Consider the following 25,643-nt stretch of genomic DNA (forward strand, 5'->3'; position numbering starts at 1 on the left):
CCCCGTTACGGCATCATTTCCAGCGGCACCGGGTACACGTTGTCCCGTGCATCGCTGTCTTTGGCCAAGGCCACCCAACGGTCCACGTCCGCGTTGTAACGCTGGTAGTGGCGCAGCTTGGTGCTCAGGTTACGAATGAAGCGCTCTTGGGCCAGACCGTCCCAGCTCTTCCAGGTTTCTTCGTCCAGGTTGAGCACTTCGCTCTGATAGGGCAGGTCTTCGAGGTATTCGCCGAGCACACCCATGTCAGCCAGTTTGGCGTTGCCGTTTTGCTTGAGCTGATTAGGATCGGCGCCCATCGTCGCGGCCACCGAACGCAAGCGATCAAACATCTCGGTGGGAGAGATAAGACCCTCGTTGGCGGCGTCCAGAATCTGTTTCATCACGTCGCTCAAGTCGCTGAGCTGGGCCTTGGTCAGCAGCACCCGCACATCGGTGGTGGGGATGTTTTGCTTGATCAAGTCACGGTCGGTGATCCACGCCTCAAACACCGGCGGCGCCTGGCTGTTGGTTTTTTCACCCAGATACGCCAGCTGCATGGCGTGGCCGATCAGCGCTGCGTCAGCGAGCATTTTCTGTTCAGCCGGGTCTTTTTTGGCGACCACGTCCTGCTTGGCATTCAACGCGCTGCCGATGGCGTCGTCGCCCATGTAAGCGGCTTTCACCTGCGCGGTGATAGCGCCTGCCAGCGCATCGACTTTCTGCCCGAACGCTTGCACATCACCGGCATTGACCGGGTAATACAGCGAGGTGTTGGTGCCGGGGTAAGTCGACAGGTTCTGGTACTGCGCCTCGGCTTTGCCGTGGTCTTTGATACCGGCCGGGGTTTTGAGGTGCAGGGTGTAAATCGCCACGCCAGGGTTGGCCGCTTCGAGCCGCACCTGATCGGCGCTCAGTCCGGTGCTGCTGAGTTTGTCGTCTCCCTCAAGGGCGCCCGCGTCGGTGATCAGTACCACGTAACGGGCACCGAACTGCGACCAGTCCACCTTCTCGATGCTGTGCATCACGCCCGCATACGAGTCTTCGTCGAAGCTTTTGCTGGAGACTTTGGCTTGTTTGAGGTCAGCCACTTTGGCCAAAAAGTCGTCACTGCCCGTGACCTTGTTCGGGTCTGCGTACATTTTGGTCACGTACTCAAGCCCCGGCACCGCCTGGGTGTTGGAGCGAAACGCGACCAGACCGAACTTGACCTGATTGCCCAGGTTCTCGCTTTCGATCTGCTTGTAGACCTTGCGAATCGCTTCGCGGGTGCGGTCGATGTACGGGTCCATCGAGATGGTGGAGTCGATGACGAACACCACCGCCGCGCTGAATTCCTTCAACTGACTGGTTTTCACCGCGCCGGCATCGGGCGCATTGGCTGCGCCGGCCTGCACCGGCTTATCTTCGGCTTTACTCACCGAGGCCACGTTGAGCAGGCGGGTGCGAAAGCCTTCTTCGGTCATGACTTCTTCGCCGCTGAGCACCGGCAGCAGGTAGAACTGCTTGTGCAGGTCGACGAAGTATTCCGGCTCTTGCGCCAACACACCCGGCGCCAGCGTGCCTTGCTTGAGCTTGGCGCGCAGCGGGGCGACCTGGCTCACCGGGTCCGGGGCATCAAGGATGCCTTCGAGGGTGGCGCGGTCTTTGAAGAACATCAGCCGGTCGCGGTTGGCCGGGTTGGTGAAGGCCAGTGTGAGCTGCATCTTCCAGTCGGTGGTGCAACTGGCCGGTAGCCAGCCGATGGTTTTGCCGTAGCTGTCAGGGCCGACTTTGAGCCATTGCGCATTCGCTGCCTGCGCCCGCTCGTACACGTAAAAGCGGCTGAAGGTGGGCTGCGCGGCGCCGGGTTCGCCACCGGCGCTGCTGCTGAGTGTGCAACCGGGCGTGGTCAGGACGCGTTGAAACAGGGTTTTCTTGCCTTCCTGAATCAGCGGCTTGTCGTCGGCGTGGACCAGCGAGCTGCCAATGCACAAGGCGAGCACCGCGCTGGCGGCCAGAGCAAAACGGCTCATGGTTTCAATTCCTCAAAACGGGCCTTGGCTTCGGCATTCTCAGGCTCTTGGGTGAGGATGGTTTCGTACCAGTACGCGGCGGTGGCTTTGTCCGGCTCAGCGAAACAGGTGCTGGCCTGATGGAATTTCGGGTCGTATTCGTGGGCATACGCATCGGCGATTTGCAGGTCGCCCGCTTGCGCACGGTTGGCGTACAAACGCTGGGCCACGCCACAGTGGTTGTTGGCTTTGGCCACGTTGATGATTTCCAGCAGTTCGGCGCTGCCCGGTGCTTTTTTGATGCATGCCTGCACGAAGGCCAGCTCAGGCAGAGTAGTCATGCTGTCCAGGGTGCAGGCCTGGTTATCGGCAGGCGGCTCGGGCTTGGGTTCTGGCATCTGTGTTGTGTCGCCCGCCGGAGCATCCACTGCCGGCGTTTTGTTCAGCCAAAACCAGGCACCCACGGCGATCGCCGCCAGCACCAGCACGGCGATGATCAATGCAATCAGCCAGCCTTTCTTTTTGGCAGCCGCGGGCTCAGGGGGTGGCGCTGGCACAGGTTCAGGCGCCACGGGCTCCACGACCGGTTCAGGGACTGGCTCAGGCTCAGGTTCAGGTTCTGGCTCGGGTTCTGGTGCAACCACTGCCGGTGGCGACACCGGCGTTTTCAACTGACCGGTGTCTTCGTGCGTAACCTGTTTTTCATCACTGGCTGCGACGGACGATTGCAGGTTGGGCGCAGGGCTTAACATGCCGACTTCGGTATGCCCCTCGCCGCCTTGCTCGCGCAAGACAATACGAAACGTGGCCATGCCGCCCACGTCGAGCAACGGGTCGACCAACTGCGGGCCGACCACGGTTTCCAGCTCGTCGCCGTTGGCGGCGGCGCTGAAATGCGCGACCTTGAACCAGTACTGGCTGTTACTCCAGTGCTGGTCGCCTTGCAGGAAGTAGCCGTCCTGATTGCGCTGGATAGAGAACTCCAGACGCTCGTGGCCACCGGTCCAGTTCTTGACGATCAGGCATCCCTGACCGGCAATGTGGGGTTGCAGGGTGACCAGCTCGACGAAAATTGACATGTCTTATCTCGCTTCAAACGCGCTGAGCACGTGGCCCAGGCGTTCATTTTGTTCAGGGGTAATTTCGCTGCCGGTGCCGTGGCTGGCGTTGTCCATGGTGATGTACGCCACACTGGACAACCAATCGCCGAGGAACTGCTGCGCCTGATTGATCGGCTGCGCCGGCAGTTGCGGCAAGGCATCGCGGGCGACGTCGCCGTAGAACGAAAACAGCGCTTCACGGTTGCCTGTATGGCTTTTTGGCCGCATCTCGACCGGCGCGGCGGTGTAGCCGAACCACGCCACAAAGTCGCTGAGCACGCGCTGCACTTCGAGCACCTGGCGTTCAACCATTTGGTCGCGGCGCGAGCCGCTTTGCGCGCGCTTGAGCACGACGCTGATCAACTGGTCTTGCAGGCCCAGGCGATCGCCACTGACGATCAACTCTTGAATCAGCGCCTCAATCGACGCTTTATCCAGCTCCAGCGCGCGCATCAGGCCGTCGCGCTCAGGCACTGCCCGCAGGTAGGTCACCCAGTTGCGAAACACCGCACGGGCAAACTTGTGCTCATTGCTTTGCAGCGCCGGGGCCGCAGTGGTGGCTTGTACCGGCGCGCTGGGCGCCGTATCGAAGTCCAGCGACAAGTCGCCAAAGTCATTGCCAAAATCGAATTCGTTGCTGGAGGCATAAACGATGGACTGCTGGGTGCCATCCTGCGCGGTGTCACCGGGCGCGGCGTCGGTGTCTTCTTCGTACACGCCGTTGAGGTACAGCTCGCGAATCTCCTCGCTGGGCAGTTGCAACGCATTGATCAACTCGCCCAACGCCGAACCCCGGCGCTTGAGCTGGCCCAGAATCATCTGCGCCTGCGCACGTTTGATCGCCACCATGTCGGCGCCATCTGCCACGTACAGGCTGCTCAAGGTGTTTTTGGCTTTGCCGTTCAAGACTTTATCGAGCTGTTCGCGGATGCGCTTGAGCTTGAAGTCCACGCTGGCCAGCGCCGTGAAGCTCTCGCTGAAACGGGTGATACCGCCATCGTCCAGAGTGAGCATGGCATCCCATGCCTGCTGCGCATCCTTGATGTGTTTCTTGACCGTGGGCCGCTCGACAAAGGTGCTGGCCATCATCTCCAGCGTGTCGTGGCTGTCGTCGGTGAAGTGAGTTTCGCTGCCCTCGGTGCGCCCGATAAAGGCCGTCTGATGACGCGGCTTGCGCACCAGATACGTGTTGTTGAACGGCTGCGAAGCTTGCCAGTTCGACATCCACGGGTAGTCCTTGAAGCGCTCCAGCATGGTGCGCGTCATCATGCCGTCCCACTCTTCCTCCAGCGCCAGTCGCGACTGCTTGTTCAGCGACTGGGAGATGCACAGGTCGAACATGGTCAGGGTCCAGATCAGGCCCGTGGCACGGCCACCGCGTTCTTGCGGAGTGTCGCCCTGCGTGGCGTTGATCCAGCGCGTCAGCACCGGGCCGACATCGTTGACGTCGCTCTGCTTGGTGCTGTTGGTGCAGATCACCAACGCGTTCATTTCCTGATCTTCGACATAACGCTCGAACAAGTACGCCACCTTGCCGCGACGGATCAACTGGGAGATGGAGTTGGTCTGACCGCTTTCTTTGGCGATGGACGTCACGTTCAACCGCCCGCGATAACCGGGGAAGTCCAGCAGGTCCATTTGTTCAACGATCTGGGCAGCGGGCACTTCGATCAGGCGGAAGGTCATTTCGGCCGTCAGCGCCGCCAATTGCACCAGTGAAATGCTGCTGGCGTTGTGCAATTTGCCGTCGATCCACGGGCGCACCGACACGGGCACGTCAATGGCCGAGCCATAACGCTCCAGAATGTCGACGTTCATGATGCTGTTGCGGCGGTCGTATTCGGTGCCGACCCGCTCGGCCAGCACCGACAGCGGCGCGAACACGGTGTCGGGCATGCCCAAGCGATTGAGCGAGGCGCCCAACTGTTGGTAAACCTGGGTCAGGCCGTCTTGCTTGCCCCACAGGATCGAGAACACTTCGCCGCGCTCTTGTGCCGTCAGGCGCGGCGCCAGTTCGATCACTTTGGGCCAATAGTGGTGAGTCAGAATCTTCAGTGATTTTTCAAAACTCTGGTTCAGGTAATCCATCAGCGAGACGACGTCTTCGGCGCTGAAACCCGACTGAACCGGGCCTGACTCACGGCCTTCAAAAGGCTGCAACACCTGGCGCACCATCGCCTCGTCGATCTCGAAGGCGATTTTTTCCTGATCGAAGTCCTTGAACCAGGTATTGCCAAAGATCTTGGCCAGCTCGACTTCACGGAACAACTTGAGCTCAACCGGGTAAGCGGAGTCTTCACTGGGCTTGGCCAAACGGCTGAAACGCGTCACCAGACCCGTGGCTTCGGTACCGCCGCCACTGGGGTTGATGTCTTGAATGAAGTCCAGGCGCTCTTCACCGAACTTAGTTTCGAGTGCGCCATTGGCACCGGCTGCCAGCGCCGAAATCAGGTACGACTTGCCCGCTTGCGACAGGCCGAAGAAACCGGTGGTCATCGGTGTGCCTGCCACGCGCCCCAGGTTGCGGGCCAGGTTGCGCGCCTGATACAAACCCAGCTTCAAGTCGTAGGCATCGCGCTCCAGCTTGGGCGCGGTGACGCGGGTTTTGTCGACCCACTCAAGGGCCTGACCGGCACCGTCGTAGACAGCGTTCCAGCCGTGGGTGAGGGCGATTTGTTCTGGGGTCTGGTTGCTCATTTGCGTTTTACGCTCCCGCTGTCCAGCCAATATTTGTTGCCGCTCAAGCCCTCGACCAAGGTGGTGTTGAGTTGCAGCGAGAGGTCTTTTTTGCTGAAGGTTTTGTCCGTGTTGGACTCCACCTGATCGATCACCAGCAGGTCGCTCAGTTGCCCTTGGCGCTTCATCTTCTCGGTGGCTTCGAGGACCTTGAAGTACACGTTGACCACGGGCATTTCGTTGTTCTCAGACTTGGCTTCGGTAAAGCGCTGACGCCCCTGCGGGGTGAAGTTCAAGGTGTACAACGGTGTGGCAGACCAACGCTCGGCGGCCAACTGGCGAAAGCCCAGGCGCATGTCACCGCGCATTTGCAGCGCCGGTGGGCGGGCGTCCAGCCCTTCGCCGATTTCAGGCAGCACGATGCGGCCGTTGTCCGAGGTCAGGTCGCGGTACAGCACGTCCGAGTCGATGATGATGTTGGCCTGGTCGATCTTGCCGATGTGCTTGATGGTCGAGTACGGCTTGAGCGCCGAGGTGCGGAAATAGAAGTTCGGCACGCTGTGGTTGGCGCACAGCAGGCACAGCATGGCGCCCACCGAAGCGGTGCTTTTCGGGTCGTCGATCAAGCCGTTTTTATGGAACGGGTACCAGTTGCCGGTGCGGTAGTTTTGCAACGCCAGAATGCGCCCTGGCGGCAGCGGCAGCATTTTGCGGATAAACGCCTGAATACCCGGCAAACGCGAAGGGCGCCCGGTCAGCAGCAGCATGTCGCACGGGTAATGGGCGATGACTTCGCACAGCCCGGACAAGATTTTGGTGATGTTGATGCGCCCACTGGTGAACGCCACATGCAGGGCTTGCAGGTCGAATGTGATGGCGGTTTTGAGCAGGTCGAAATCGGTCTGCATCCCCAGCTCACGGCGCACGGCGCTGTTCACATAGTCCAGCACGTTGCTGCTCACGGTCTCGTTGCCCAACAACTCCAGGTACGTGTGGTCGGTGGCGGCCCCGGCGAACTCGGGGTTGAACAGCTCGTAGCGGCGTAACAGCTCCAGCGCCAGCGGGGTGAACACTTGCAGGTTCAGTTGCTGGCGCAGCACCTGGTCTTGCGCGCTGCCCGACTCGGCGCCGCACAAACGCGACATCAATGAGGCAGGCACGTTAACCCCGGCGTGCAGCAAGGCACTGTCGAAGCTGGGCAGGATGAAGTCTTGAATCACATCCAGCAGGATGTCATCGCCCGCCACCTTGAAGCCGTCACGGAAGCGCTGCTCCGGCACGATGTGCACGTTGCTGCCGCTGGTGGCATTGCCAGCACGGTCAAGGCGGTAGTCGGTGATCACCAGGTCTGTGGTGCCGCCACCAATGTCGATGGTGGCCAGCGTGATGCGTTCACGGTCGGTCTTGCCGGGGCGCGAAATGGCATCGAAGAACTCTTCCGGGTGACCGGCAAAGTTTTCGTTCACTTCGGTGTAGAGGTACACCAACTGCCCGCACGATGCCTCGTCCCACTCCACGCGCACGTTGGGCAGGGGGGTGGTGGCCGGGGCCGAGTCCTGATCGAACGGGTCTTTTTTGTCGACCTGCCAGCCCAGCGCTTTCCACACCAGGCCAATGGCGTGGCGCATGCGTTTTTCGAGGATGCTGCGTTCGGCTTGCGGCATGCCTGGCGGCACGGTCAGGGTGATGCTGTTCAGGCGACGCGGCACACGGGTATGGCCTTGGCGCGAACGCTGCGCGGGGCTGTTGATTTGCATCAGCGCATGCGTCAGCACTTCGGCGAGCATGAAGGTCATCAGTGAGCTGCGCGAATAGCGCGGGACGAATACCGGCAGCTCCATCCACTCAAAACTGTGCAGCGCATCGCCGGTTTCGTTGATTAACAGCGAAAAGGGCGGGGCGGTGGCAAACGGCTCTTTATCGGTTTTGACGTAGGCGTGACTGAAACGCCAGCCGTGGTCGTAGGGGTTTTCGTCCCACAGATAGCGCTTGGGGCTGGACAGCCCGGTGGAGCCTTCGGTCCCGCGACGGCGGCTGGCCAGACGGCCTGCTTCGCGACCCACGCGCGCCATCGTCGGCCATTGGAAGGCATCGGCGCGACCACTTTTGGTCGAGCTTTCGTCCTTGCCGAAGGCGGCCTGGGCGAACTCGACGCGGCTTTCGAAAGCATCGTTGTACACGTGCTCGGGGGTCATCAAGTCCCGCAGCTCAAGCACGTAATTGTCTTTAAGCCCGGAGCCGGACTGGCCGTGGTTCTCGATCAAGATCCCGCAGGTGCGCGAGTTGCCCACATCGAGCACCAAATCGACCGGAATCGGCGGCGTGACGCCACTGCCGTGGCTGGCCACGATTTTCATTTCCGGCAGTTTGACTTGCGGCGCCGGAGTGGTGCTGTCCCGCGTGGTGCACGGCTCCATAAACAGGCTGAGCAGGTTCAAGTAGTGGGCTTCGGGGTGGCCCTCCTTGATGTCCTTGTCCAGCTCCTCGCGCGGAGTTTTGGGATGGCCCTCCTTGAAGACCTCCAGCAGCCACTCCTTGACCCAGATCTGGTCCAGAAACCAGCGCGCCTGTTGCGGTTTGCAGGCCAGTTTGAATGACACGCCGGAGCTGGCATCGGAGTCCATCGGCCCCAGGTAGAGGCAGCCCTTGTTCTCTTTCTCCGTGCGCGTGCGGGTGTCGAACGCAACGGTCAGGCGATGGGTGTTGCCATCGATGTCCGGCTCGGCCAGCCGTACCAGGCGCATCCGCGACCAGTTGATCGGACCTTGGTCAAAGCTGAACGGGGGACGATGACGGAACACCGGCAGTGGCAGCCAAAGCCCGTCAAACAGCTTGAGGCTGGCCTCCATGCCGATGTTGAGCGTGCTGCGTGCTTCAACGGTTTTGCCTGGCTCACTTTCGTAAAAGTAGCTAGTCATGCCATTGCGCTCGCCTTCTTCAAGGCGGCACAGCAAGCCGTTGGTCAGCGGCGCAAAGTCGCCCGCAGGCAACTTGCGCGGGTCCAGACGCAGGGCGAAATCCATGAACTGGATGCCGGTGTCACCCACAAGGATGACGGTGTCTTCAAATTGGGTAACTTGAGGCAGCATGTCAGAGTCTTCCAGTCATTATTCGCCCGTCTGGCGCATGGAGATGGGGAATTTTTTGTCTTCATAAACGCCGGTGCAGTCAGCAATGCTCTGCGCACCCTGACGGCAATCGACTTGTGGCATGTCGTAACTGCTGCCATCGCTGCACGCCGCCTGGCCCTGGCTGGTGATCGCCAGGCTGCCACTCTGCATGGCGGCGGACACCGGGCCGGTGCAGTTGATGCCATTGGCCTTGCGCACAATCACCTCGCCTTTGCCATCCTTGAATTGATACTCAAGGCGCAGTGACTTGCCGGTGTTTTTGTCTTGAATACCCGCACCCGCGCGGTAGTGCCCGTTCAGGAAGTCCGCCTGGCCGTCGGGGCTGTCCGCCGGAATGGTCAGCGGCTCGCCCGGTACCTGCGGCGTTGGCCCTGGCGCGGGCTGCGGCTCTTGCGGGATCTGTGGCGGTTCAGGCGGGGTTGGGGCGGGTTGTTCGCCCGCGTCCGGCGCAGGTGACTCATCGGGCACCGGTGGCTGCGCGCTATCAGGCTCGGGTTGTGGCTCAGTCGCAGGCGTCTGATCCGGCTGTGCGTCAGGTGGCAGGGGTGCGCCTGTGCCGGTAGTCGGCACTTGCGTGGTCGACGTGCCTTGGCCATTGCCGGGCACCGTCGTCGAGCCGTCGGTGTTGGGCAATTGCCAATCGGCATCGGGGTAAGGCTCGGTCACATCCGGCTTGGGGTCAACGTTGGGCCAGGTCGGCAGCGTCAAGCCCAACTGTGGCCCACAACCGCGCAAGCCGAACAACAGCAACAGCAGCAGTAAAAGCAGCAGCAACAGCCACCACCAACGGCGCCACCAAGGGCGCGCAACCACCGGCAATGGTGCAGGCACAGGCGCAGGCGGCACCGGCTCGGCAATTGGCGCGATGACTGGCGCGGGGGTCACGGGCGCGGGTTGTGGGCGCAGGCAATGCAGCGGGTCTGCGTTGTGATCGGCGCCCGGGCGGCGAAAGCCCCAGAACGTCAGGACCGGTTTGCCGTTGACCAGGTAAACGTAGTTTTCATCCGGGAAGGGCAGCACGTGTGCCAGCAATTTGCCGAAGACGGTGCGGTCGACCGACGGCTTACCGTTAGGGTTGGGGGCCAGGTAAGTGGCGCTCAACTGGTTGAGATAGGTCTGGAGTTTTTCCAGCTCAGCGAGCGCGTTGGCCCGCTCTTGCGGGGTGGCACTGCACCAGGGGATCACATCGCCTGGCAGCTCGCTGTACCAGTCAATGTTATTGCCCTGCTCATCACTTTGCGCAATGGCCAGATGCTGGGCCATCTCAGGATTATTGCGCGCAATGGCTTCACGCAATTGCAGTGCGGCCCGGTAAACCGGTTGTCCGGTTTCGCCAAGGGCTGTGAAATCACCGCTTTTGCCACTGCGTAGAAGTGCGCCGCGCATCCGTGCTCCGTTTTTTAAGTTCGCGCGGTTAAACCCGGACTTATGCCCGAACCGCTTCCCTGATGAGCGTGCGACAGTAATGGCTAATAGACATCGGCGTCAATTAGCCATTAGCTGATGGGTGTCATTTTTGTGGCGCGACAGGTGCGTGCTGCAGGGCAGGACAGTGCCGAATGAACCTGAAGAATTCAGAAACCCCTACAAACTGCCGCGATACGTGCTCATAGACTGCGATCTCCATTCAAGAGCGAGGAGAAGATGGCTTTTTACGCAGCGAATGGGGTAACGGTGGTGGGTGGGGTTCGTAGGGTGTCGCCACCCCCCTCGCCGGACTGTTTATCAGCCATGGTTTAAACAATGTCTTTGAGGGCGGATCAAATATGTAAAACGGCCCTGTGGCACCGATGACTAAGGGCCTATACGCGACATATACGCGTCTATTTTTAGGGACCCTGCAAAAGGCGACCTCCTGTATGCCGCTACGGACAAGGGTTTATCTGCCTATGGCCTGCTCAGGCTTGTTCGCAAACCGGACACCGTGGCGTTATTCAGGCGTGACCCGCGCAACCGGGGCATATATAACCACCCACCGCTCAGACACACCCCGAGCACGACAACATAGATCGCTTTCAACATAAGGACTTCAATGATTAAAACTCAGGGATACACCCCCACAACCATCCCGGTATAGAACAGTGAACAGCTGCCGCCCGCCACTGTGTCTACTGCGCTAACGCCTTCCTACACCCCATCCGATAAAGCTGATTTGTTACTACGCGCACCCTTTGTCGCGCCGTATAAATCCGCTACTTACCAGCACATACCCAACGCACGTAACCGCAGACCAGTCCTTCAGCCACTCGATGGTCGATACTGCAATGCCTCCGCCAAGTGCTGCCGTGCGATGTCTCCATCACCTTCCAGGTCCGCCAGGGTGCGCGCCACTTTCAGTAAGCGGTGTGCCGCACGTAACGACAACGTCATCCGTTCACAGGCGTTTTCCAGCCAGGTGTTGTCGACCGCGCTCAATTGGCAATGGCTGCGTACACCGGGCAAATCGAGAAAGGCATTGGCGCAGCCCTGACGCTGCAATTGACGCTCACGCGCCAAGGCGACCCGTACCGCCGCCGTGGCGGTGTTGTCACCGGTTTGCGCCAGAGGGTTGAGCAAGGTGGTTTCTCGTGCCACGGTCAGGTGCAGGTCAATGCGATCGAGCAAGGGGCCGGAGAGTTTGTTGCGATAGCGCTGGATTTGCTCCGGCGTGCAACGGCAGCGGCCGCTAGGTTCGCCAAGGTAGCCACAGGGGCACGGGTTCATGGCCGCCACCAGTTGAAAACGGGCCGGGAAGCGCATGCGATCCCGCGCGCGGGCTATCACGATAAAACCCGACTCCATCGGTTCTCTTAACACTTCGAGTACTTTGCGATCGAATTCGGGCAGTTCATCAAGGAACAGCACCCCGTGGTGAGCCAGCGTGATCTCTCCGGGCTGCGGTTTGGACCCGCCCCCCACCAGCGCAGGCCCGGAAGCGGAATGGTGGGGTTGGCGAAACGGGCGCTGCGGCCAACGCCTCAAAGGCATATGACTGGCCACCGACTGTATGGCCGCCACCTCCAGTGCTTCGTGTTCAACCAGCGGCGGGAGTAAGCCAGGCAGGCGACTGGCCAATAACGTTTTGCCGGTGCCAGGCGGGCCTGTGAACAGCAGGTTATGACTGCCCGCCGCCGCCACCAACAACGCGCGTTTGGCTGACAGTTGGCCTTGCACGTCGCTCAAGTCCGGGTAGGGTTGGCTCTCGTGCAACAGACCGCTGGCCGCGTAAGGCGCCATCACTGCACGACCCGCAAAATGCGCCACCACTTGCAACAAATGCTCCACCGCAATCACCGTCAACCCGCAGGCCATGCACGCTTCCTCGGCGTTGATGAGCGGCACCACCAAGGCGCGTCCAGCGGCCCGCGCCGCCAATGCCGCCGGTAATACGCCTTGCACCGGGCGAATCGCGCCGGATAACGCCAGCTCCCCCAACACTTCAACGTGCTCCAACGCACCCGCTGGCAACTGCCCGCTGGCGGCCAAAATGCCCAATGCGATGGCCAAATCAAAACGCCCGCCGTCCTTGGGCAGGTCGGCGGGCGCCAGATTTAAGGTGATACGACGGGCCGGGAATTCAAAGCCAGAATTGAGGATCGCGCTGCGCACTCGGTCTTTGCTTTCCTTGACGGCTGTTTCTGGCAGCCCGACCAAGGTCAGCGCCGGTAATCCATTGGCCAAATGCGCTTCAACTGTCACAACGGGTGCTTCGACGCCCACTTGGGCGCGGCTGTGAACAATTGCCAGAGACATGACTCATTCCTTGAGTGCGCAAAAAACACATCCTGCGCGCCTTGAAGCGCTGGGTGAGCATTTGAATGAATACCGAATGTGAACACCTCACCAGACTTCAACGGTGCCTAAACCGTTGTTGCCATGACCTGCGAATTGAGGGTGCTCGCGGGAGTGAAGGCGACCATGGAGCCTAGACCGTCGTCCATGAATTGTTGCAGCCCCCGTTGTCTTTGCGCATCAAGTGCATACACATTGGCTTTACCGGCCGTTGCAGGGAGGTTTTCGATGCCACCCAGAAAGCGGTCCAACTGATGTGAATTGGAATGATACAAGTACGTCTGGTTGTCACTGGCTTTGTGAAGATAGGCCATGTGCGTGACCTTATCTTTGTTGTATCCATTTTTACTGACGAACGAGAGGAGGCCGGACTCATTGACATCGGTCAGGCGGAAAGTGTCCTTTAGGGTGTCAGTATTAATGTTCATCTTTCGATAAAAATCGGCAGACGCGCCATTCTTCGTTTGATTGATCAATGAATTAAACACTGTGTGTGTGATTTTTTTATCTGCTTGCGCAATGTGCAGTGCGGTCGCATAGCAAATATCCAACCGTGGTTCGCGCCCAAAGCTCTTATATAAAATATCGATGTTTTCTTTAAGGGCATCACGAGAGAGTGCAGCGGCTTTGAAGGTTTCAAGTGGGCGGCCATATGGCTTTTTTGTGTAGGGATCAAGGGCATACCAAAAGCCGCTTGTGTCGTCCAGTTTGGCCAATAGCTTGATCTCATCACCCGCGCTGAACGCCTTGCAGACCCCCTGGGCAATGCCAGGTTTTCGTATAGATGAGGCGAGGTCGACCCCGCGCAGTTGATGCATGCCATGGCCCATCGCCCTGAACGCTTTACTGCCCCCTAATATCATCCCGCGCGCCAGATCATCGACCCCACTCAACGGGTTAAGCGTACCTGCGGCAGCGCGACCGAGGGTTCTGACACCGTGCGCCACCTTACTGGTAGTGGAGAGGCCCATATGAAACGCCTTCGTACCTTTAGCCGCCACGCCCAATCCAAAGGCAAAACAGAAGACGTCCAGCGTTAAATCAATGACACCCTCCCCAATATTGCCTTCACTAAAGTTAATGATGGCGGATCGCAGCGGGATCAGGCTCAGAAAGAACTCGTTCACTTTTTTGTAGAGCGGTACTTCGGATTCAAACGTGGTAAGTCCCCGGGCTTCGGCCGCCAGGCGCCTGATGCCTACATCGTCTACCATGGCAGCCGCGATGTACCGCGTGCGCTCACTGGCATAAGTATTGACGAGCGTTATGTCTTTCTTTTCATCGGTTATCTTCGCGGCCCAAGTACCCGAAGGTACAACGGTGTTCAAGGTAGGCGATGTGCGCAACCGGCCACTGACACGGCCATGGCTAAGGCTGGAGAATTGCGCGCCTAACGGCACGGTATTTAACTCGTTGCGTTTAACGACTGTGTTCTTCTGCACATTTATTTCATACGTATTGATAACACCATTGCGCTCTGTTTTAAGGAGCAATGTTTGCGGCACCGGGATGTCTTCAACCCCCCACCCTCCCCGTGTGGTACTGACCGTGGATTCTTTAAGAACCGTTACTTTTCCAGCCTCAATATTTTTCCGATCCTCCAAAGGCAAGTTGCTTATCAAGTGTTTAACGTGCACAGCAATTGCTTTTTCCATCGCGGTGAAAAAAGTGGCCAAATGTGATGAGAAATATTTATTGAAATTAATCAGTTTGGAACTGTCGCGTTTGATCGTATTGAGGGGAACGTCTTGACTGGAGCTCGACCAATTCTTGGCATGGAAATTTTCTTGTAAATACAGATCTACGACCGAGTAAGGGCCAGGATAATCACGATTCGGGGGGGAAACCGTAATGCATTTTTTTTCAAACGGCACGCTGTCACCGAACGCTTGCTTCAACACTTTTAACGCCATTTCTTTACGGTCGGGCAGTGGCGTTGAATACGCCCTGGACGCAGCACTTAATTCTGCCATCTGATGGCTGAAGGCCTGAGAAACAGTACTCATATGGGCGTCGGTATACCCATCATCAGCCCTTACGGGCATTAAACCGTTGACCACACCCCAGTCAACGAGTGCATCACGCTGCGCCGCGTAATCCATCCGTTGTTCTCGAACAGTGATCGGGCTCGTAGTGGCACGGGCTAACACTTGGGAAAATGTCATGAGGGCCGATGCGCCTGGCGCCTGGGCCTCGATACGTGCAACGGCAGTGGTCAAGTTCATCCAGGCATGAGACCCATAAGTTACCTGGGCAGGAATGTCCTTGACCAAAAACTCCGGCGCCCTGCGTGACAGCAACAAATGCGCGGCAGCGGGCGCCATGGCAGCGCTGATAGACCTGTTGGCAATCAGGTGGCTAATCAGACCTTTGACAACCGTTGCCGCCGGTTTGCCCCAATGCCCCTGACGCGCCAGATTAAAACCGGCCACGCGCGTTCGAACACGGTTCAACCTGCTTGTTGCGACGTTGGGCTGATCAAGGGAGGCGCCCAAGGCCGCCAGCGTCCAGTCTTTAATACTGTCCGGGTTACTGAAGCCTTTGAATTTTCTTTCAAGGGCCAACCCAAGCGCCTGAGCCTTGGGCGTGGCCAAAAGAGCCTGGAGGGCCGCGCGAGGATTTTGACGCTCCTCTTGCGTCAGTTTCAGGTTGTGCGCCAGATAGTTCAGCACACCTTTTTTATCGCTCGGCAGCCCCCCGATACCCAGACCGTTCTGGGTGATGGCGTCCAGAACGCTGCTTTGATCTGCGTCGCTCAACGGCATGGGCCAGGACAACGCGCCGCCAAGATTACCTTGTGGCGGTGTAGCGAGTGCGGGCTGGGTCACGGCTTGAACAAGGCTGGTCAGGGCATCATCACTGTTGGGCGCTAACCAACCATTTTCAGAAATAAATGTGCCCAGCTTCGTGGTTGAGTCTGGATACAACGCGCGCCAAGGGGATTGGGGGTGCAGGGTGAGGCTCGCGCTGCTGACGTCGCTGGTAATGGCTTGCGAAAGCTTATTTTCAAGCTGCGCCGGTTGTATGTGTTCACTGTCACTAACCGGCAATTCCACGCGCCGTTTGAACACAATGGCACGCTCTTTACTTCGCTGGAGAATGTCCGTTAATTGAACGATGAGTTGGTGCGTGTCGTGGTTTTCTATCAGTTTGTTCCGTGTCTCTTGAAGCGCCTCTTCGGATCGCGCCGCACTAGAGCGCATGGGGTCCGTGGGCGGGAGGTTCACAAAAGCGTTGGCCTGTTCAAGACGTGTCGCGCGATACCCCATGTCCTCCCGGGATTGGGGGTCAATCCTTTCACCATAAAAATTAGCCACCACCTTGTAGGGCGCTGACGTACTGCGAGTGGGTGACTCAAACAGATTCGTCGTACCCACCGTCGGACTGATAATCCTGGCGGCTTGCATGATGGGGTCGAGGGCCCATCGATTGTCACGGTCCGAGGCTAAAAATAGCGTGCGCTTACCGCCAACCATGCCTGTTAAGTAATCCCGTTGAGGCGGTTCGGCGTTGGCACAAAATTGAACAGGTTTTGACAGATCCAGCTTCTTTGTGGCGGCCCAATGCAGAAAAAACGGTGACTGCATGCCCTCATGCAAATGTGCCCACCACTGACCAAATGTTGAAGTCGGTACAATATTTTCCATACGTTCTGGAACACTTCCCGTGCTTTCACCCAGGCGCAATGCTTGTGCAACACGCAGAGCCATCTGGCTGTCGCCGCTCTTTCGCAGGTTGCCCGGCGTGGCTGGCGCAGCACTCTGGGAATCGACCGCGCGGGGTTTACGGATCAAAGTCCATTGAGGTTCAGCCTCCTCAGACTCCAGAGCACTACGGTTTCGGGTTGGATCTGTCGGGCGCCGGCTGTTGGAATCCAGCTCAGCGTTACGGTTATCGGCCCGTTTTCGCGTGCTGCCAAACGTGGTTTGTTGCGAAGCTGGCAAGGCCCCCTTGACCTCGCGAGCACTTGGCTTGCTTATCTCAGGGCCTTTAAGAACCGAATGTTCTGGCAACTGAGATGAGGGGCGAAAGTGCACGGGAGTGATAGTCATGGTTTGCTCTGAATGGGTTCACAGGAGGCCGCGGCAATGGGAGCGTGTCCCTTGCGGTTTAATTCTGTGTACCCAAGGGCTCCACGACGGTTCCGGGTCGTATGGCAGGCAAACGCTACTGGCTTTGTCCTGACTCTGGGCCGACCTGCTTGAGAACAGGGACGGGCGTCACCGTTCTCAATACGCAGGGCCTAGAGCGTGCGGCGCGCAAGGATTGCATCCAACCCTGCGCTTGGGTGTTACTGCGCGGGTGGCAGCAAGCGGGCTTCCAGCGCTGCGACTTTCGCTTCCAGGCTTTCAAGACGCGCCCGAGTACGGGCCAGGACAACCATTTGGCTGTCAAATTCTTCACGGCTTACCAAGTCGAGTTTGCTGAAGCCACTTTGCAGCAGCGCTTTGAACTGGCTTTCGATTTCGTTGCGCGGCAGCGCGGTGTCGCCGCTGAATAAACGTGATGCATGGCCACTCAGGGCATCGAGAAAATCTTTGGGCGCGAGCATGGGTAAGGTCCTTAAAACTGATGGCGGCGAGTGTATCACGGGGGTTCGACGCTCACGGTGCAGGGGCCGCTGCACAGTTTTGAGCACTGGCCGCGCCGCACGCGCACTGTTTTTGTGCGCAAAACCCGCCTGCAAACAGGCCAAACGCCACCTTGTGTCGATAACCACCTGTAATTGCTGAAATTTCCAGACATGGCAAGGTTTCTGCTTAGTCGCCTATGACTCATGCACTGATGCAGTCGCTGTGACGAAGGCAGTGCGCCAGGTGGTTCAAGGCATGTTTTCGTCGCCAGCGATTAACTCGCGCAGTGCGGCCTGAAGAAGGCTGACGGCGCGTTACAAAGCCAGACACTGCGCTTAGACTTGGCCCGGGTTTGTTTTCCTGGGGCAAGTCCACCAATTCGGGAGAAGTTTCATGAAGCTAGTCACCGCCATTATCAAACCGTTCAAGTTAGACGACGTGCGCGAGTCGCTGTCCGAGATCGGCGTGCAGGGCATTACCGTTACTGAGGTCAAAGGCTTCGGCCGGCAGAAAGGCCACACCGAGCTGTACCGTGGCGCGGAGTACGTGGTCGATTTTCTGCCAAAGGTGAAGATTGATGTCGCCATCGACGACAAAGATCTTGACCGGGTTATCGAGGCGATAACCAAGGCTGCCAACACCGGCAAGATCGGTGATGGCAAGATTTTCGTGGTCAATCTGGAACAGGCTATCCGCATCCGTACCGGCGAAACCGATACCGACGCCATCTAAGCCGCCAAACCCAACGCCCCAGGAGAAAACACTATGACTCTGCGTAAATTCGCAGGGCTCGCAGCCCTGCTGTCTGTCGTAATGCCTGGCCTGGCCATGGCGGCAGACGAAGTGGCTGCGCCAGCCCTCAACTCCGGCGACACCGCCTGGATGCTGACTGCAACGGCTTTGGTGCTGTTTATGACCATTCCCGGCCTGGCGCTGTTCTACGGCGGCATGGTGCGCTCCAAAAACCTTCTTTCTGTGATGATGCAGTGCTTCGCCATTACCGGCCTGATCAGCATCCTGTGGGTCATTTATGGCTACAGCATCACGTTCGACACCACCGGTATGGAGCAGGGCGTCACCAACTTCAACTCGTTCATCGGCGGGTTCGGCAAAGCCTTCCTCGCGGGTGTCACACCGGCCAGCCTGACCTCGCCCACCGCACTGTTTCCCGAAGCCGTGTTTATCACCTTCCAGATGACATTCGCCATCATCACGCCAGCGCTGATCGTCGGGGCGTTTGCTGAGCGCATGAAGTTCTCGGCCATGCTGATTTTCATGGGTGTGTGGTTCACTCTGGTGTATGCGCCCATCGCACACATGGTGTGGAGCGGCAACGGCGGCCTGATGTGGGACTGGGGTGTACTCGATTTCGCGGGCGGCACGGTGGTGCACATCAACGCAGGTGTTGCCGGCCTTGTGGCGTGCATCGTGCTGGGCAAGCGTAAAGGCTACCCGACCACCCCAATGGCGCCGCATAACCTCGGTTACACCCTGGTCGGCGCGGCAATGCTGTGGATCGGCTGGTTCGGCTTCAACGCAGGCTCGGCTGCCGCAGCGAACGGCACGGCGGGCATGGCAATGCTCGTGACCCAAATCGCCACCGCCGCTGCCGCACTGGGCTGGATGTTTGCCGAATGGATCACCCACGGCAAGCCAAGCGCACTGGGCATCGCGTCAGGCGTGGTCGCGGGTCTTGTGGCCATCACCCCGGCGGCGGGCACTGTCGGCCCAATGGGTTCAATCGTGATCGGCCTGGCCTCCGGTGTGATCTGCTTTTTCTGCGCCACCAGCCTCAAACGCAAACTGGGTTATGACGATTCGCTGGACGCCTTTGGTGTTCACGGTGTGGGCGGTATTGTCGGCGCGATCCTCACGGGTGTATTCGCAGCACCCGCACTGGGCGGCTTCGGCGCCGTGACCGACATCGCGGCCCAAGTCTGGATCCAGTGCAAAGGCGTCGCCTTCACTGTGGTCTACACCGCAATCGTCACCTTCGTCATTCTCAAAGTGCTGGATGCCGTGATGGGTCTGCGCGTGACAGAAGAAGAAGAGGCGGTCGGCCTCGACCTCGCGCAACACAACGAGCGTGGCTACAACTTGTAAAAAATCTTTGAAAAAATACCCGGCTTGCCGGGTATTTTTTTGCCTGGAATGTGGCGCTATTCGCACCAATAGAATGATTTTTCCTACACCTTTAAGGAGAGATCAGTTCTACGATGAAATAAGCGACGAAGACTTACAGCACAACTCGACTATTAGCTGCTTTGCTTTTTCCTTGAGCACGCTAGAATGCGCGCCGAAGGGCGAAGTAAAACGCCCCAAGAACGACGAAGGCACGGAGCATCTCCACATGCCTTCAAGGCCAGTGTTGCAAGCTATTAATTGGGCACTTGGCAAGGTGTTTATATAACGAGCGCCATGCTTACAACGGCACTTGTAAAGTCCTACCGCCGTCAAAGGCGTCGAGGCGTAAGCCACGGGTAATCCAGGGCTACTTTTTCACCAGCGGCAGTCGACAGTGGCCGTAGCTGGTCTATAACTAATCTGCTTTACGTAAGTCATGGGGTAGAACATGAGCGACGATGATCTGGAAAATGATGACCTCGAAGTAGGTGACGAAGACGAAACCGAAGAAGGTCTGGAAGCTGCTGCGGATGACGTGGCTGACGACGACGGTGGCGAAGATGCACCGGCTCCGGTCGCCAAGGGTAAATCCAAGGCTGCGGTGTCCGTTGATGACCTGCCCAGCGTAGAAGCCAAGAATAAAGAGCGTGATGCTCTGGCTCGCGCCATGGAGGAGTTTCTTTCCCGTGGTGGCAAAGTGCAGGAAGTTGAGGCCAATGTGGTGGCAGACCCACCCAAGAAGCCTGATAACAAGTACGGCAGCCGCCCTATCTAAGGGTGTGATGCTTGCTTGAAAAAAGCCCGCCGTCGCTGCGGGCTTTTTTGTGAGCGCGAGAAGCGTTTCCTGGCGGGCACCTGACATGTAGCCACTGACGCGCTACGCCAAAAGCCCTGCAAGGCGTTCACTTAAGGTGCTTGAGCACCTGTGCCAACTCGCTCAAACAGCCAATTTCGGCATCCGGGCGCTTATCACCGTCCCACGACTTGCCGCCAGGGTTGAACCACACCGCGCGCAAACCTGCCTGCTGCGCACCGGCAATATCATCGCCCGGGTGATCACCCACGTGCACGGCCGCATGGGCTGGCACGCCGCCTCGCGACAATGCTTCATGGAACAACCGCGCATCGGGCTTGGCAATGCCAATGTCCTCGGCACAGAGCACAAATTTAAAGTGGTGCCCCAGGCCAATGCGGCGTACGTCCGCATTGCCATTGGTGACCACGCCCAACGCGTAATCACGGGCCAACACGCTCAAGGTCGGTTCAACTTGGGCGAACACCTCAAGCGCATGCCGCGCCTCAAGGAAGACCTCGAAAGCGTGATCTGCCAACGTGTGCGCATCCGCCTGCGGGTAACCCGCGTCGTGCAACGCGTGAAACAACACCCGACGGCGCAGCGCACTGATTCGGTGCTCTAACTGCGGCTGCGCGCCCAAAACCCGCTCGCGCAAGGTTTGAAAGTGCGCAACCTCAAAAACGCCCAACTTTGGTGCATGTACTGCTAGCCACTCGCCCAATACCGTCTCGGCCCGCACGATGACCGGCGCGGTGTGCCACAAGGTGTCGTCAAGATCGAAGGTAACCAGTTCAATTGTCATTCACTGCCCTTACTGCGTTTGGCCCGCGGGTGGGCGCTGTCGTAGACCGAAGCCAGATGCTGGAAGTCCAGATGGGTATAGATCTGCGTCGTTTTGATGTCCGAATGCCCGAGCAGTTCTTGCACCGCCCGCAAATCCTGAGAGGACTCTAGCAAATGGCTGGCAAAGGAGTGGCGCAGCATGTGCGGGTGCAGGTTTTGTCCCAACTCACGCTCACCCGCAGCCTTGACCCGCATTTGAATCGCGCGCGGCCCAAGCCGTCGACCACGCTGGCTGATAAACACCGCGTCGTCTTGCGGGTTGGCCAAGGCCCGCAGGGGTAACCAGGCCTGCAAGGCCTCGCGGGCCTTTTTACCGACCGGCAGCACACGCGTCTTGCTGCCCTTGCCCAACACTTGCACCAGCCCGTCAGCCAAATCCAGTTGATCCATATTCAGACCGGTCAGCTCCGACAAGCGCAGCCCGGAGGAGTAAAACAACTCCAGAATGGCCTGATCACGCAATGCCAGAAAATCCTCCTCCACCGCGCCTTCCAGCAATTGCAGGGCACGATCGGTGTCGAGGGTTTTGGGCAGGCGGCGTTCACCCTTGGGCGGTGCCAGACCATTGGCCGGGTCGTGGTCGCACAGGCCTTCGCGGTTGAGGTAATGATAAAGCCCGCGCACTGCCGACAGCAGCCGCGCAATGCTGGGTGAAGACTGCCCTTGCTGATGCAGGCGGGACACCAACTGGCGCAGGCGCTGGATATCCAGTGCTGACCAACTGCAGATTGATTCTTTATTGCAAAACGCCAACACCTTGCCCAGGTCACGGCGGTAGGCTTCAAGCGTATGAGGCGACACTTGGCGCTCACTGCGCAGGTGGGTGCAGTAAGCGTCCAGTTGCCGTTCCATGCCTAGCGCACCGAGCGCAGTGCGTTGGTAAAGCGCGGTAACACACGGCCCAGCACTTGCGCGACGTAGCTGAGGAACAAGGTGCCTACCGAGCTTTTGTAATGCTGCGGGTCGCGGCTGGCAACCGCCAGCACGCCATGCAAGCCCAGATGATTGAGTGCGACCACCGCGGTCGAGCCGATTTGTTTGCGCTGCTCTTCACCAAACAGGAAGTCCAGCTCGTGCTCACGCAAGCTGCCGCTCACCGCCTTGCCTTCGGTCAGCAAGCCACCCAAGGCGCGCTGTGCGTCGGCACTGTTCACCCAACGGCCAACCGGCATCGGGTTGTCGCCAAACAGCACCAGGCTTACGAAAGGCACCTGAAAGTCCTGACGCAAACTGTCTTCGACGGCGATCACCAAGTCTTCAAGGCTGGTGGCATCCATTAACGCCAGGTTCAGGCGCCGGGTTTTTTCAAAGAGCCGGTCGTTGTCGCGGGCCACGTCCATCAACTGCGACAAACGATGGCGCATCTCGATATTGCGACCGCGCAACAGTTCCAGTTGGCGCTCGACCAGTGACACCGTATCGCCACGCTGGTGAGGAATGCGCTGCGTCAGCAACAACTCTTCACGCTGGCTGAAGAAGTCTGGATGCGCCTGGAGGTAGGCCGCCACGGCCGCAGCCTCAGGGCTTTGATCAAGAATGTCGAGGTCTGCTGGCTGTGGCTGGTCGCTCATCGTATGCGCTCGCTCATAAACGGACTTGTCCTTCGTAAACCCGCATCGCCGGGCCGGTCATGATCACCGAGCGCCCCGGGCCTTCCCATTCAATGGTCAGGCGACCACCGGGCAGGTCCAGCGTCACGGGCGAATGCATCCAGCCCTGGCTGATCGCGGCCACCGCTGCCGCACAGGCGCCGGTGCCGCAGGCCTGGGTTTCCCCGGCGCCACGTTCCCACACACGCAATTGCGCGCGATGACGATCAATGACGTGAAGAAAGCCGACATTGACCCGGGCCGGGAAGCGCGGGTGATGTTCGATTTTGGGGCCCAATTCGTGCACGGGCGCGGCATTGATGTCGTCGACGCGCAACACCGCATGCGGGTTGCCCATTGAGACGGCGGCCAACTGCACGGTCTGGCCGTCAACGTCCACGTCATAGCTCAACGCCTGCGCATCCGCCACGAACGGGATGTCGGCCGGGACCAGACGCGGCGGGCCCATGTCGACGCTGATTTGCCCGTCACTGCGCACGTTCAGTTCAATGATGCCGCTTTTGGTTTCGACCTTGATCTGGCGCTTGGTGGTCAGGCGCTTGTCGAGCACGAAACGCGCAAAGCAACGCGCACCGTTACCGCACTGCTCCACTTCGGAACCGTCGGAGTTGAAGATCCGATAACGGAAATCCACCTCCGGGTTGCTGGGCGCTTCAACGATCAGTAATTGATCGAAGCCGACGCCTGTGTGCCGGTCACCCCATTGCTTGGCGTGTTTGGGCAAGATGTGCGCGTGCTGGCTGACCAGGTCGAGAACCATGAAGTCATTGCCCAGGCCGTGCATTTTGGTAAAACGCAGCAACATGGGTTCACTCCGCCAGCAGGCTTTCGCCAGCAAACAACTCGGCAACGGTCTCGCGACGACGCACTTCGAACGCCTGATCGCCGTCTACCAGAATCTCGGCGGCACGACCACGGGTGTTGTAGTTCGAGCTCATGACAAAGCCATAAGCACCGGCCGAATGCACTGCCAGCAGGTCACCTTCGGCCAGCGCCAACGGGCGGTCTTTGGCCAGGAAGTCACCGGTCTCGCAGATCGGGCCCACGATGTCGTAGGCGCGGGTTGCGGTGTCACGCGGGCGAACCGCTGTTACGTCCATCCAGGCTTGATACAGCGCCGGGCGGATCAAGTCGTTCATCGCCGCATCGACAATGGCGAAGTCTTTGTGTTCGGTGTGCTTGAGGTATTCGACCTGCGTTAACAGCACGCCTGCGTTAGCGACGATGAAGCGCCCCGGCTCAAACACCAGCGCCAGCTCTCGGCCTTCGATACGCTCGCGCACCGCCTTGATGTAATCGGCGGCCAACGGTGGCTCTTCGTCGCGATAACGCACGCCCAGGCCGCCACCCAGGTCAATGTGGCGCAGGTAAATGCCGCAATCGCTCAAACGGTCGATCAGTGCCAGCAGGCGGTCGAGCGCGTCGATAAACGGATCGAGCGTGGTCAGTTGCGAACCGATATGGCAATCGACGCCGATCACTTCAAGGTTGGGCAATTGCGCGGCGCGGATGTACACGTCTTCGGCATCCGCAATGGCGATACCGAATTTGTTTTCTTTGAGGCCGGTGGAAATGTACGGGTGAGTGCCTGCATCGACATCCGGGTTAACGCGCAGCGAGATCGGCGCACGCACGCCCATTTCGGCAGCAACAATTTGCAAACGTTCAAGCTCGTCGGTGGACTCGACATTGAAGCAGTGCACGCCCACTTCGAGCGCGCGGCGCATGTCATCGCGGGTCTTGCCGACACCCGAAAACACGATTTTGTCGGCCGAACCGCCCGCCGCCAGCACACGCTCCAGTTCGCCGCGGGACACGATGTCAAAACCGGCGCCCACACGCGCCAGGACATTGAGTACACCCAGGTTGGAGTTGGCTTTTACTGCAAAACACACCAAGTGCGGCATGCCCTGCAAAGCGTCGGCGAAAGCGTTGTATTGCGCCTCGATGTGCGCCCGGGAATAGACGTAAGTCGGTGTACCAAAACGCTCGGCAATGGCCGTCAGCGCGACACCTTCGGCGAATAACTCGCCGTCCCGGTAGTTAAAAGCGTCCATGGTGTTCCCTTATTGGTGCTTGTGCGCTTGCGATTGCGACGACTTCGCTTGGTCATCAGGGGACTGGCTGTCGTCTGGCAGATACAGCGGGCCTTTTTGACCACAGGCAGAAACAAGGCAAGCAACCGCAACCAGTGCAGCAATAGAAGAGATCAGGCGCTTCATGGCGAAATCCTTTGAAAAGCATTAATTGCGCCCGAGTATACCGAGCACCTACCAGCTTGCCTATGCGCCAGAGCGGTCGGGCAAAACAGCCTGTGTGGATAATCAGTGGTGCTGTGACCAGCGCTCAGTTGGGGTTTGCAATCGGTCTGGAGCGCCCGTATCTTGCGAGCTCCGAGCATGACTAGACATTACGAGGTTCCACCATGAGTTTGACTGAAGCCCGTTTCCACGATCTGGTCGATGCAACCCAGCAAAACCTGGAAGACGTTTTTGATGAGAGCGGTCTGGACGTGGACCTTGAGAACTCGGCCGGTGTACTGACGGTCGAGTTTGAGGGCGGCGCGCAACTGATTTTCAGCCGCCAGGAACCGCTAAGACAGCTCTGGCTGGCTGCACGCGCAGGTGGCTTTCACTTCGAGTACGACGAAGAATACTCACGCTGGAAATGCCACAGTTCTGATGAACTATTGAGTGAGGTGGTTCAGCGCCTGACCAGGGAACACACCGGCGTCGAGCTGGATTTTGACGAGATCTAAACGTGACTGCTCCTGCTAAACCCGCAAAACCCGCAAAACCGCTCTACAGCAACGTCAGTCCGGCAGTGCCGTCGCCTTGCATCAGCACCTGCCGGCTGGATGAACAAAAAGTCTGTCTGGGCTGCTTTCGCCATGTCGAAGACATCCGTGAGTGGCGCTCGGCTGACGACCAGCGGCGCCGGGTCATCTGTGAACAGGCCCGGCAACGCCAAGACCACATTCAGCTATAGGTGCGAGCGAGTCTCAGCGACCCCCTCTGGCTTGTGTATTTATTTTGCTGTGGTAGT

19 protein-coding genes are annotated in these 25,643 nt (G+C 58.9%); 5 read left to right on the forward strand and 14 right to left on the reverse strand.

Annotation, left to right across the window (positions count from 1 at the left end):
• Window positions 1-5: 5 nt before the first annotated feature.
• The 8 genes from ACP7A4_RS07925 to ACP7A4_RS07960 form a co-directional block, all read right to left on the reverse strand.
• Window positions 6-1,994 carry a vWA domain-containing protein gene (locus ACP7A4_RS07925; protein ID WP_059765960.1) on the reverse strand — a complete coding sequence of 663 codons (1,989 nt, stop codon included), beginning with the start codon at window positions 1,992-1,994 and terminating at the stop codon, window positions 6-8.
• Window positions 1,991-3,052 (reverse strand): hypothetical protein, encoded by a 1,062-nt coding sequence (locus tag ACP7A4_RS07930; RefSeq protein ID WP_426246277.1) that lies wholly within the window; start codon window positions 3,050-3,052, stop codon window positions 1,991-1,993. Before ACP7A4_RS07930 ends, ACP7A4_RS07925 begins: the two co-directional genes overlap by 4 nt.
• 3 nt (window positions 3,053-3,055) lie before the next feature.
• A complete protein-coding gene (locus tag ACP7A4_RS07935; protein WP_426246279.1) occupies window positions 3,056-5,770 on the reverse strand; it encodes a virulence factor SrfC family protein in 2,715 nt (904 codons plus the stop codon).
• Entirely contained in the window at window positions 5,767-8,838 is a 3,072-nt protein-coding gene (locus ACP7A4_RS07940) for a virulence factor SrfB (protein WP_203302089.1), read from the reverse strand. Before ACP7A4_RS07940 ends, ACP7A4_RS07935 begins: the two co-directional genes overlap by 4 nt.
• 18 nt (window positions 8,839-8,856) lie before the next feature.
• The gene (locus tag ACP7A4_RS07945; protein WP_059765968.1) at window positions 8,857-10,266 is read right to left on the reverse strand and encodes an SrfA family protein; all 1,410 of its coding nucleotides are present in this window, start codon (window positions 10,264-10,266) and stop codon (window positions 8,857-8,859) included.
• 852 nt (window positions 10,267-11,118) lie between these two features.
• A complete protein-coding gene (locus ACP7A4_RS07950; RefSeq protein WP_426246281.1) occupies window positions 11,119-12,612 on the reverse strand; it encodes a YifB family Mg chelatase-like AAA ATPase in 1,494 nt (497 codons plus the stop codon).
• A gap of 107 nt (window positions 12,613-12,719) precedes the next feature.
• Entirely contained in the window at window positions 12,720-16,703 is a 3,984-nt protein-coding gene (locus tag ACP7A4_RS07955) for a hypothetical protein (RefSeq protein ID WP_426246283.1), read from the reverse strand.
• Between the two features lie 239 nt (window positions 16,704-16,942).
• On the reverse strand, window positions 16,943-17,203 hold the full coding sequence (locus ACP7A4_RS07960; protein WP_059765992.1) for an accessory factor UbiK family protein: 261 nt from the start codon (window positions 17,201-17,203) through the stop codon (window positions 16,943-16,945).
• A gap of 415 nt (window positions 17,204-17,618) precedes the next feature.
• On the opposite strand from ACP7A4_RS07960, the gene glnK reads away from it, so the two are divergent.
• The 3 genes from glnK (at window position 17,619) to sutA (ending at window position 20,124) form a co-directional block, all read left to right on the forward strand.
• Window positions 17,619-17,957, forward strand: coding sequence for a P-II family nitrogen regulator (gene glnK / locus ACP7A4_RS07965; RefSeq protein ID WP_002555808.1), 339 nt, complete (start codon window positions 17,619-17,621; stop codon window positions 17,955-17,957).
• 33 nt (window positions 17,958-17,990) lie between these two features.
• The gene (locus ACP7A4_RS07970; protein ID WP_059765994.1) at window positions 17,991-19,328 is read left to right on the forward strand and encodes an ammonium transporter; all 1,338 of its coding nucleotides are present in this window, start codon (window positions 17,991-17,993) and stop codon (window positions 19,326-19,328) included.
• 469 nt (window positions 19,329-19,797) lie between these two features.
• Entirely contained in the window at window positions 19,798-20,124 is a 327-nt protein-coding gene (sutA, locus tag ACP7A4_RS07975; RefSeq protein WP_059765998.1) for a transcriptional regulator SutA, read from the forward strand.
• A gap of 127 nt (window positions 20,125-20,251) precedes the next feature.
• Here the strand turns inward: sutA and ACP7A4_RS07980 are convergent, their stop codons facing one another.
• From ACP7A4_RS07980 to lptM, 6 genes are read right to left on the reverse strand one after another with little or no spacing between them, the layout of a single operon-like run.
• Window positions 20,252-20,947, reverse strand: a complete 696-nt coding sequence (locus ACP7A4_RS07980; protein ID WP_426246286.1) for an HAD family hydrolase — start codon at window positions 20,945-20,947, stop codon at window positions 20,252-20,254.
• Window positions 20,944-21,840, reverse strand: coding sequence for a tyrosine recombinase XerC (xerC, locus tag ACP7A4_RS07985; protein WP_059766002.1), 897 nt, complete (start codon window positions 21,838-21,840; stop codon window positions 20,944-20,946). The genes ACP7A4_RS07980 and xerC overlap by 4 nt, the downstream gene beginning before the upstream one ends.
• 2 nt (window positions 21,841-21,842) lie before the next feature.
• Complete coding sequence (locus ACP7A4_RS07990; protein WP_203302095.1) at window positions 21,843-22,559, reverse strand: DUF484 family protein; 717 nt, start codon at window positions 22,557-22,559, stop codon at window positions 21,843-21,845.
• A gap of 13 nt (window positions 22,560-22,572) precedes the next feature.
• Complete coding sequence (gene dapF, locus ACP7A4_RS07995; RefSeq protein WP_048363812.1) at window positions 22,573-23,403, reverse strand: diaminopimelate epimerase; 831 nt, start codon at window positions 23,401-23,403, stop codon at window positions 22,573-22,575.
• 4 nt (window positions 23,404-23,407) lie between these two features.
• Entirely contained in the window at window positions 23,408-24,655 is a 1,248-nt protein-coding gene (lysA, locus tag ACP7A4_RS08000) for a diaminopimelate decarboxylase (protein WP_426246289.1), read from the reverse strand.
• A gap of 9 nt (window positions 24,656-24,664) precedes the next feature.
• Window positions 24,665-24,820, reverse strand: coding sequence for an LPS translocon maturation chaperone LptM (gene lptM / locus ACP7A4_RS08005; RefSeq protein WP_048363810.1), 156 nt, complete (start codon window positions 24,818-24,820; stop codon window positions 24,665-24,667).
• A gap of 203 nt (window positions 24,821-25,023) precedes the next feature.
• Between lptM and cyaY the strand changes: the two genes are divergently transcribed.
• Together cyaY and ACP7A4_RS08015 are read left to right on the forward strand one after the other, a co-directional pair.
• Window positions 25,024-25,356 (forward strand): iron donor protein CyaY, encoded by a 333-nt coding sequence (gene cyaY, locus ACP7A4_RS08010; RefSeq protein ID WP_426246292.1) that lies wholly within the window; start codon window positions 25,024-25,026, stop codon window positions 25,354-25,356.
• A 2-nt stretch (window positions 25,357-25,358) separates the two neighbouring features.
• Complete coding sequence (locus ACP7A4_RS08015; protein WP_426246294.1) at window positions 25,359-25,586, forward strand: DUF1289 domain-containing protein; 228 nt, start codon at window positions 25,359-25,361, stop codon at window positions 25,584-25,586.
• Window positions 25,587-25,643: the final 57 nt, after the last annotated feature.

The sequence above is a fragment of the Pseudomonas sp. TWR3-1-1 genome, assembly GCF_049896545.1.
Taxonomy (GTDB): Bacteria; Pseudomonadota; Gammaproteobacteria; order Pseudomonadales; family Pseudomonadaceae; genus Aquipseudomonas; species Aquipseudomonas weihenstephanensis.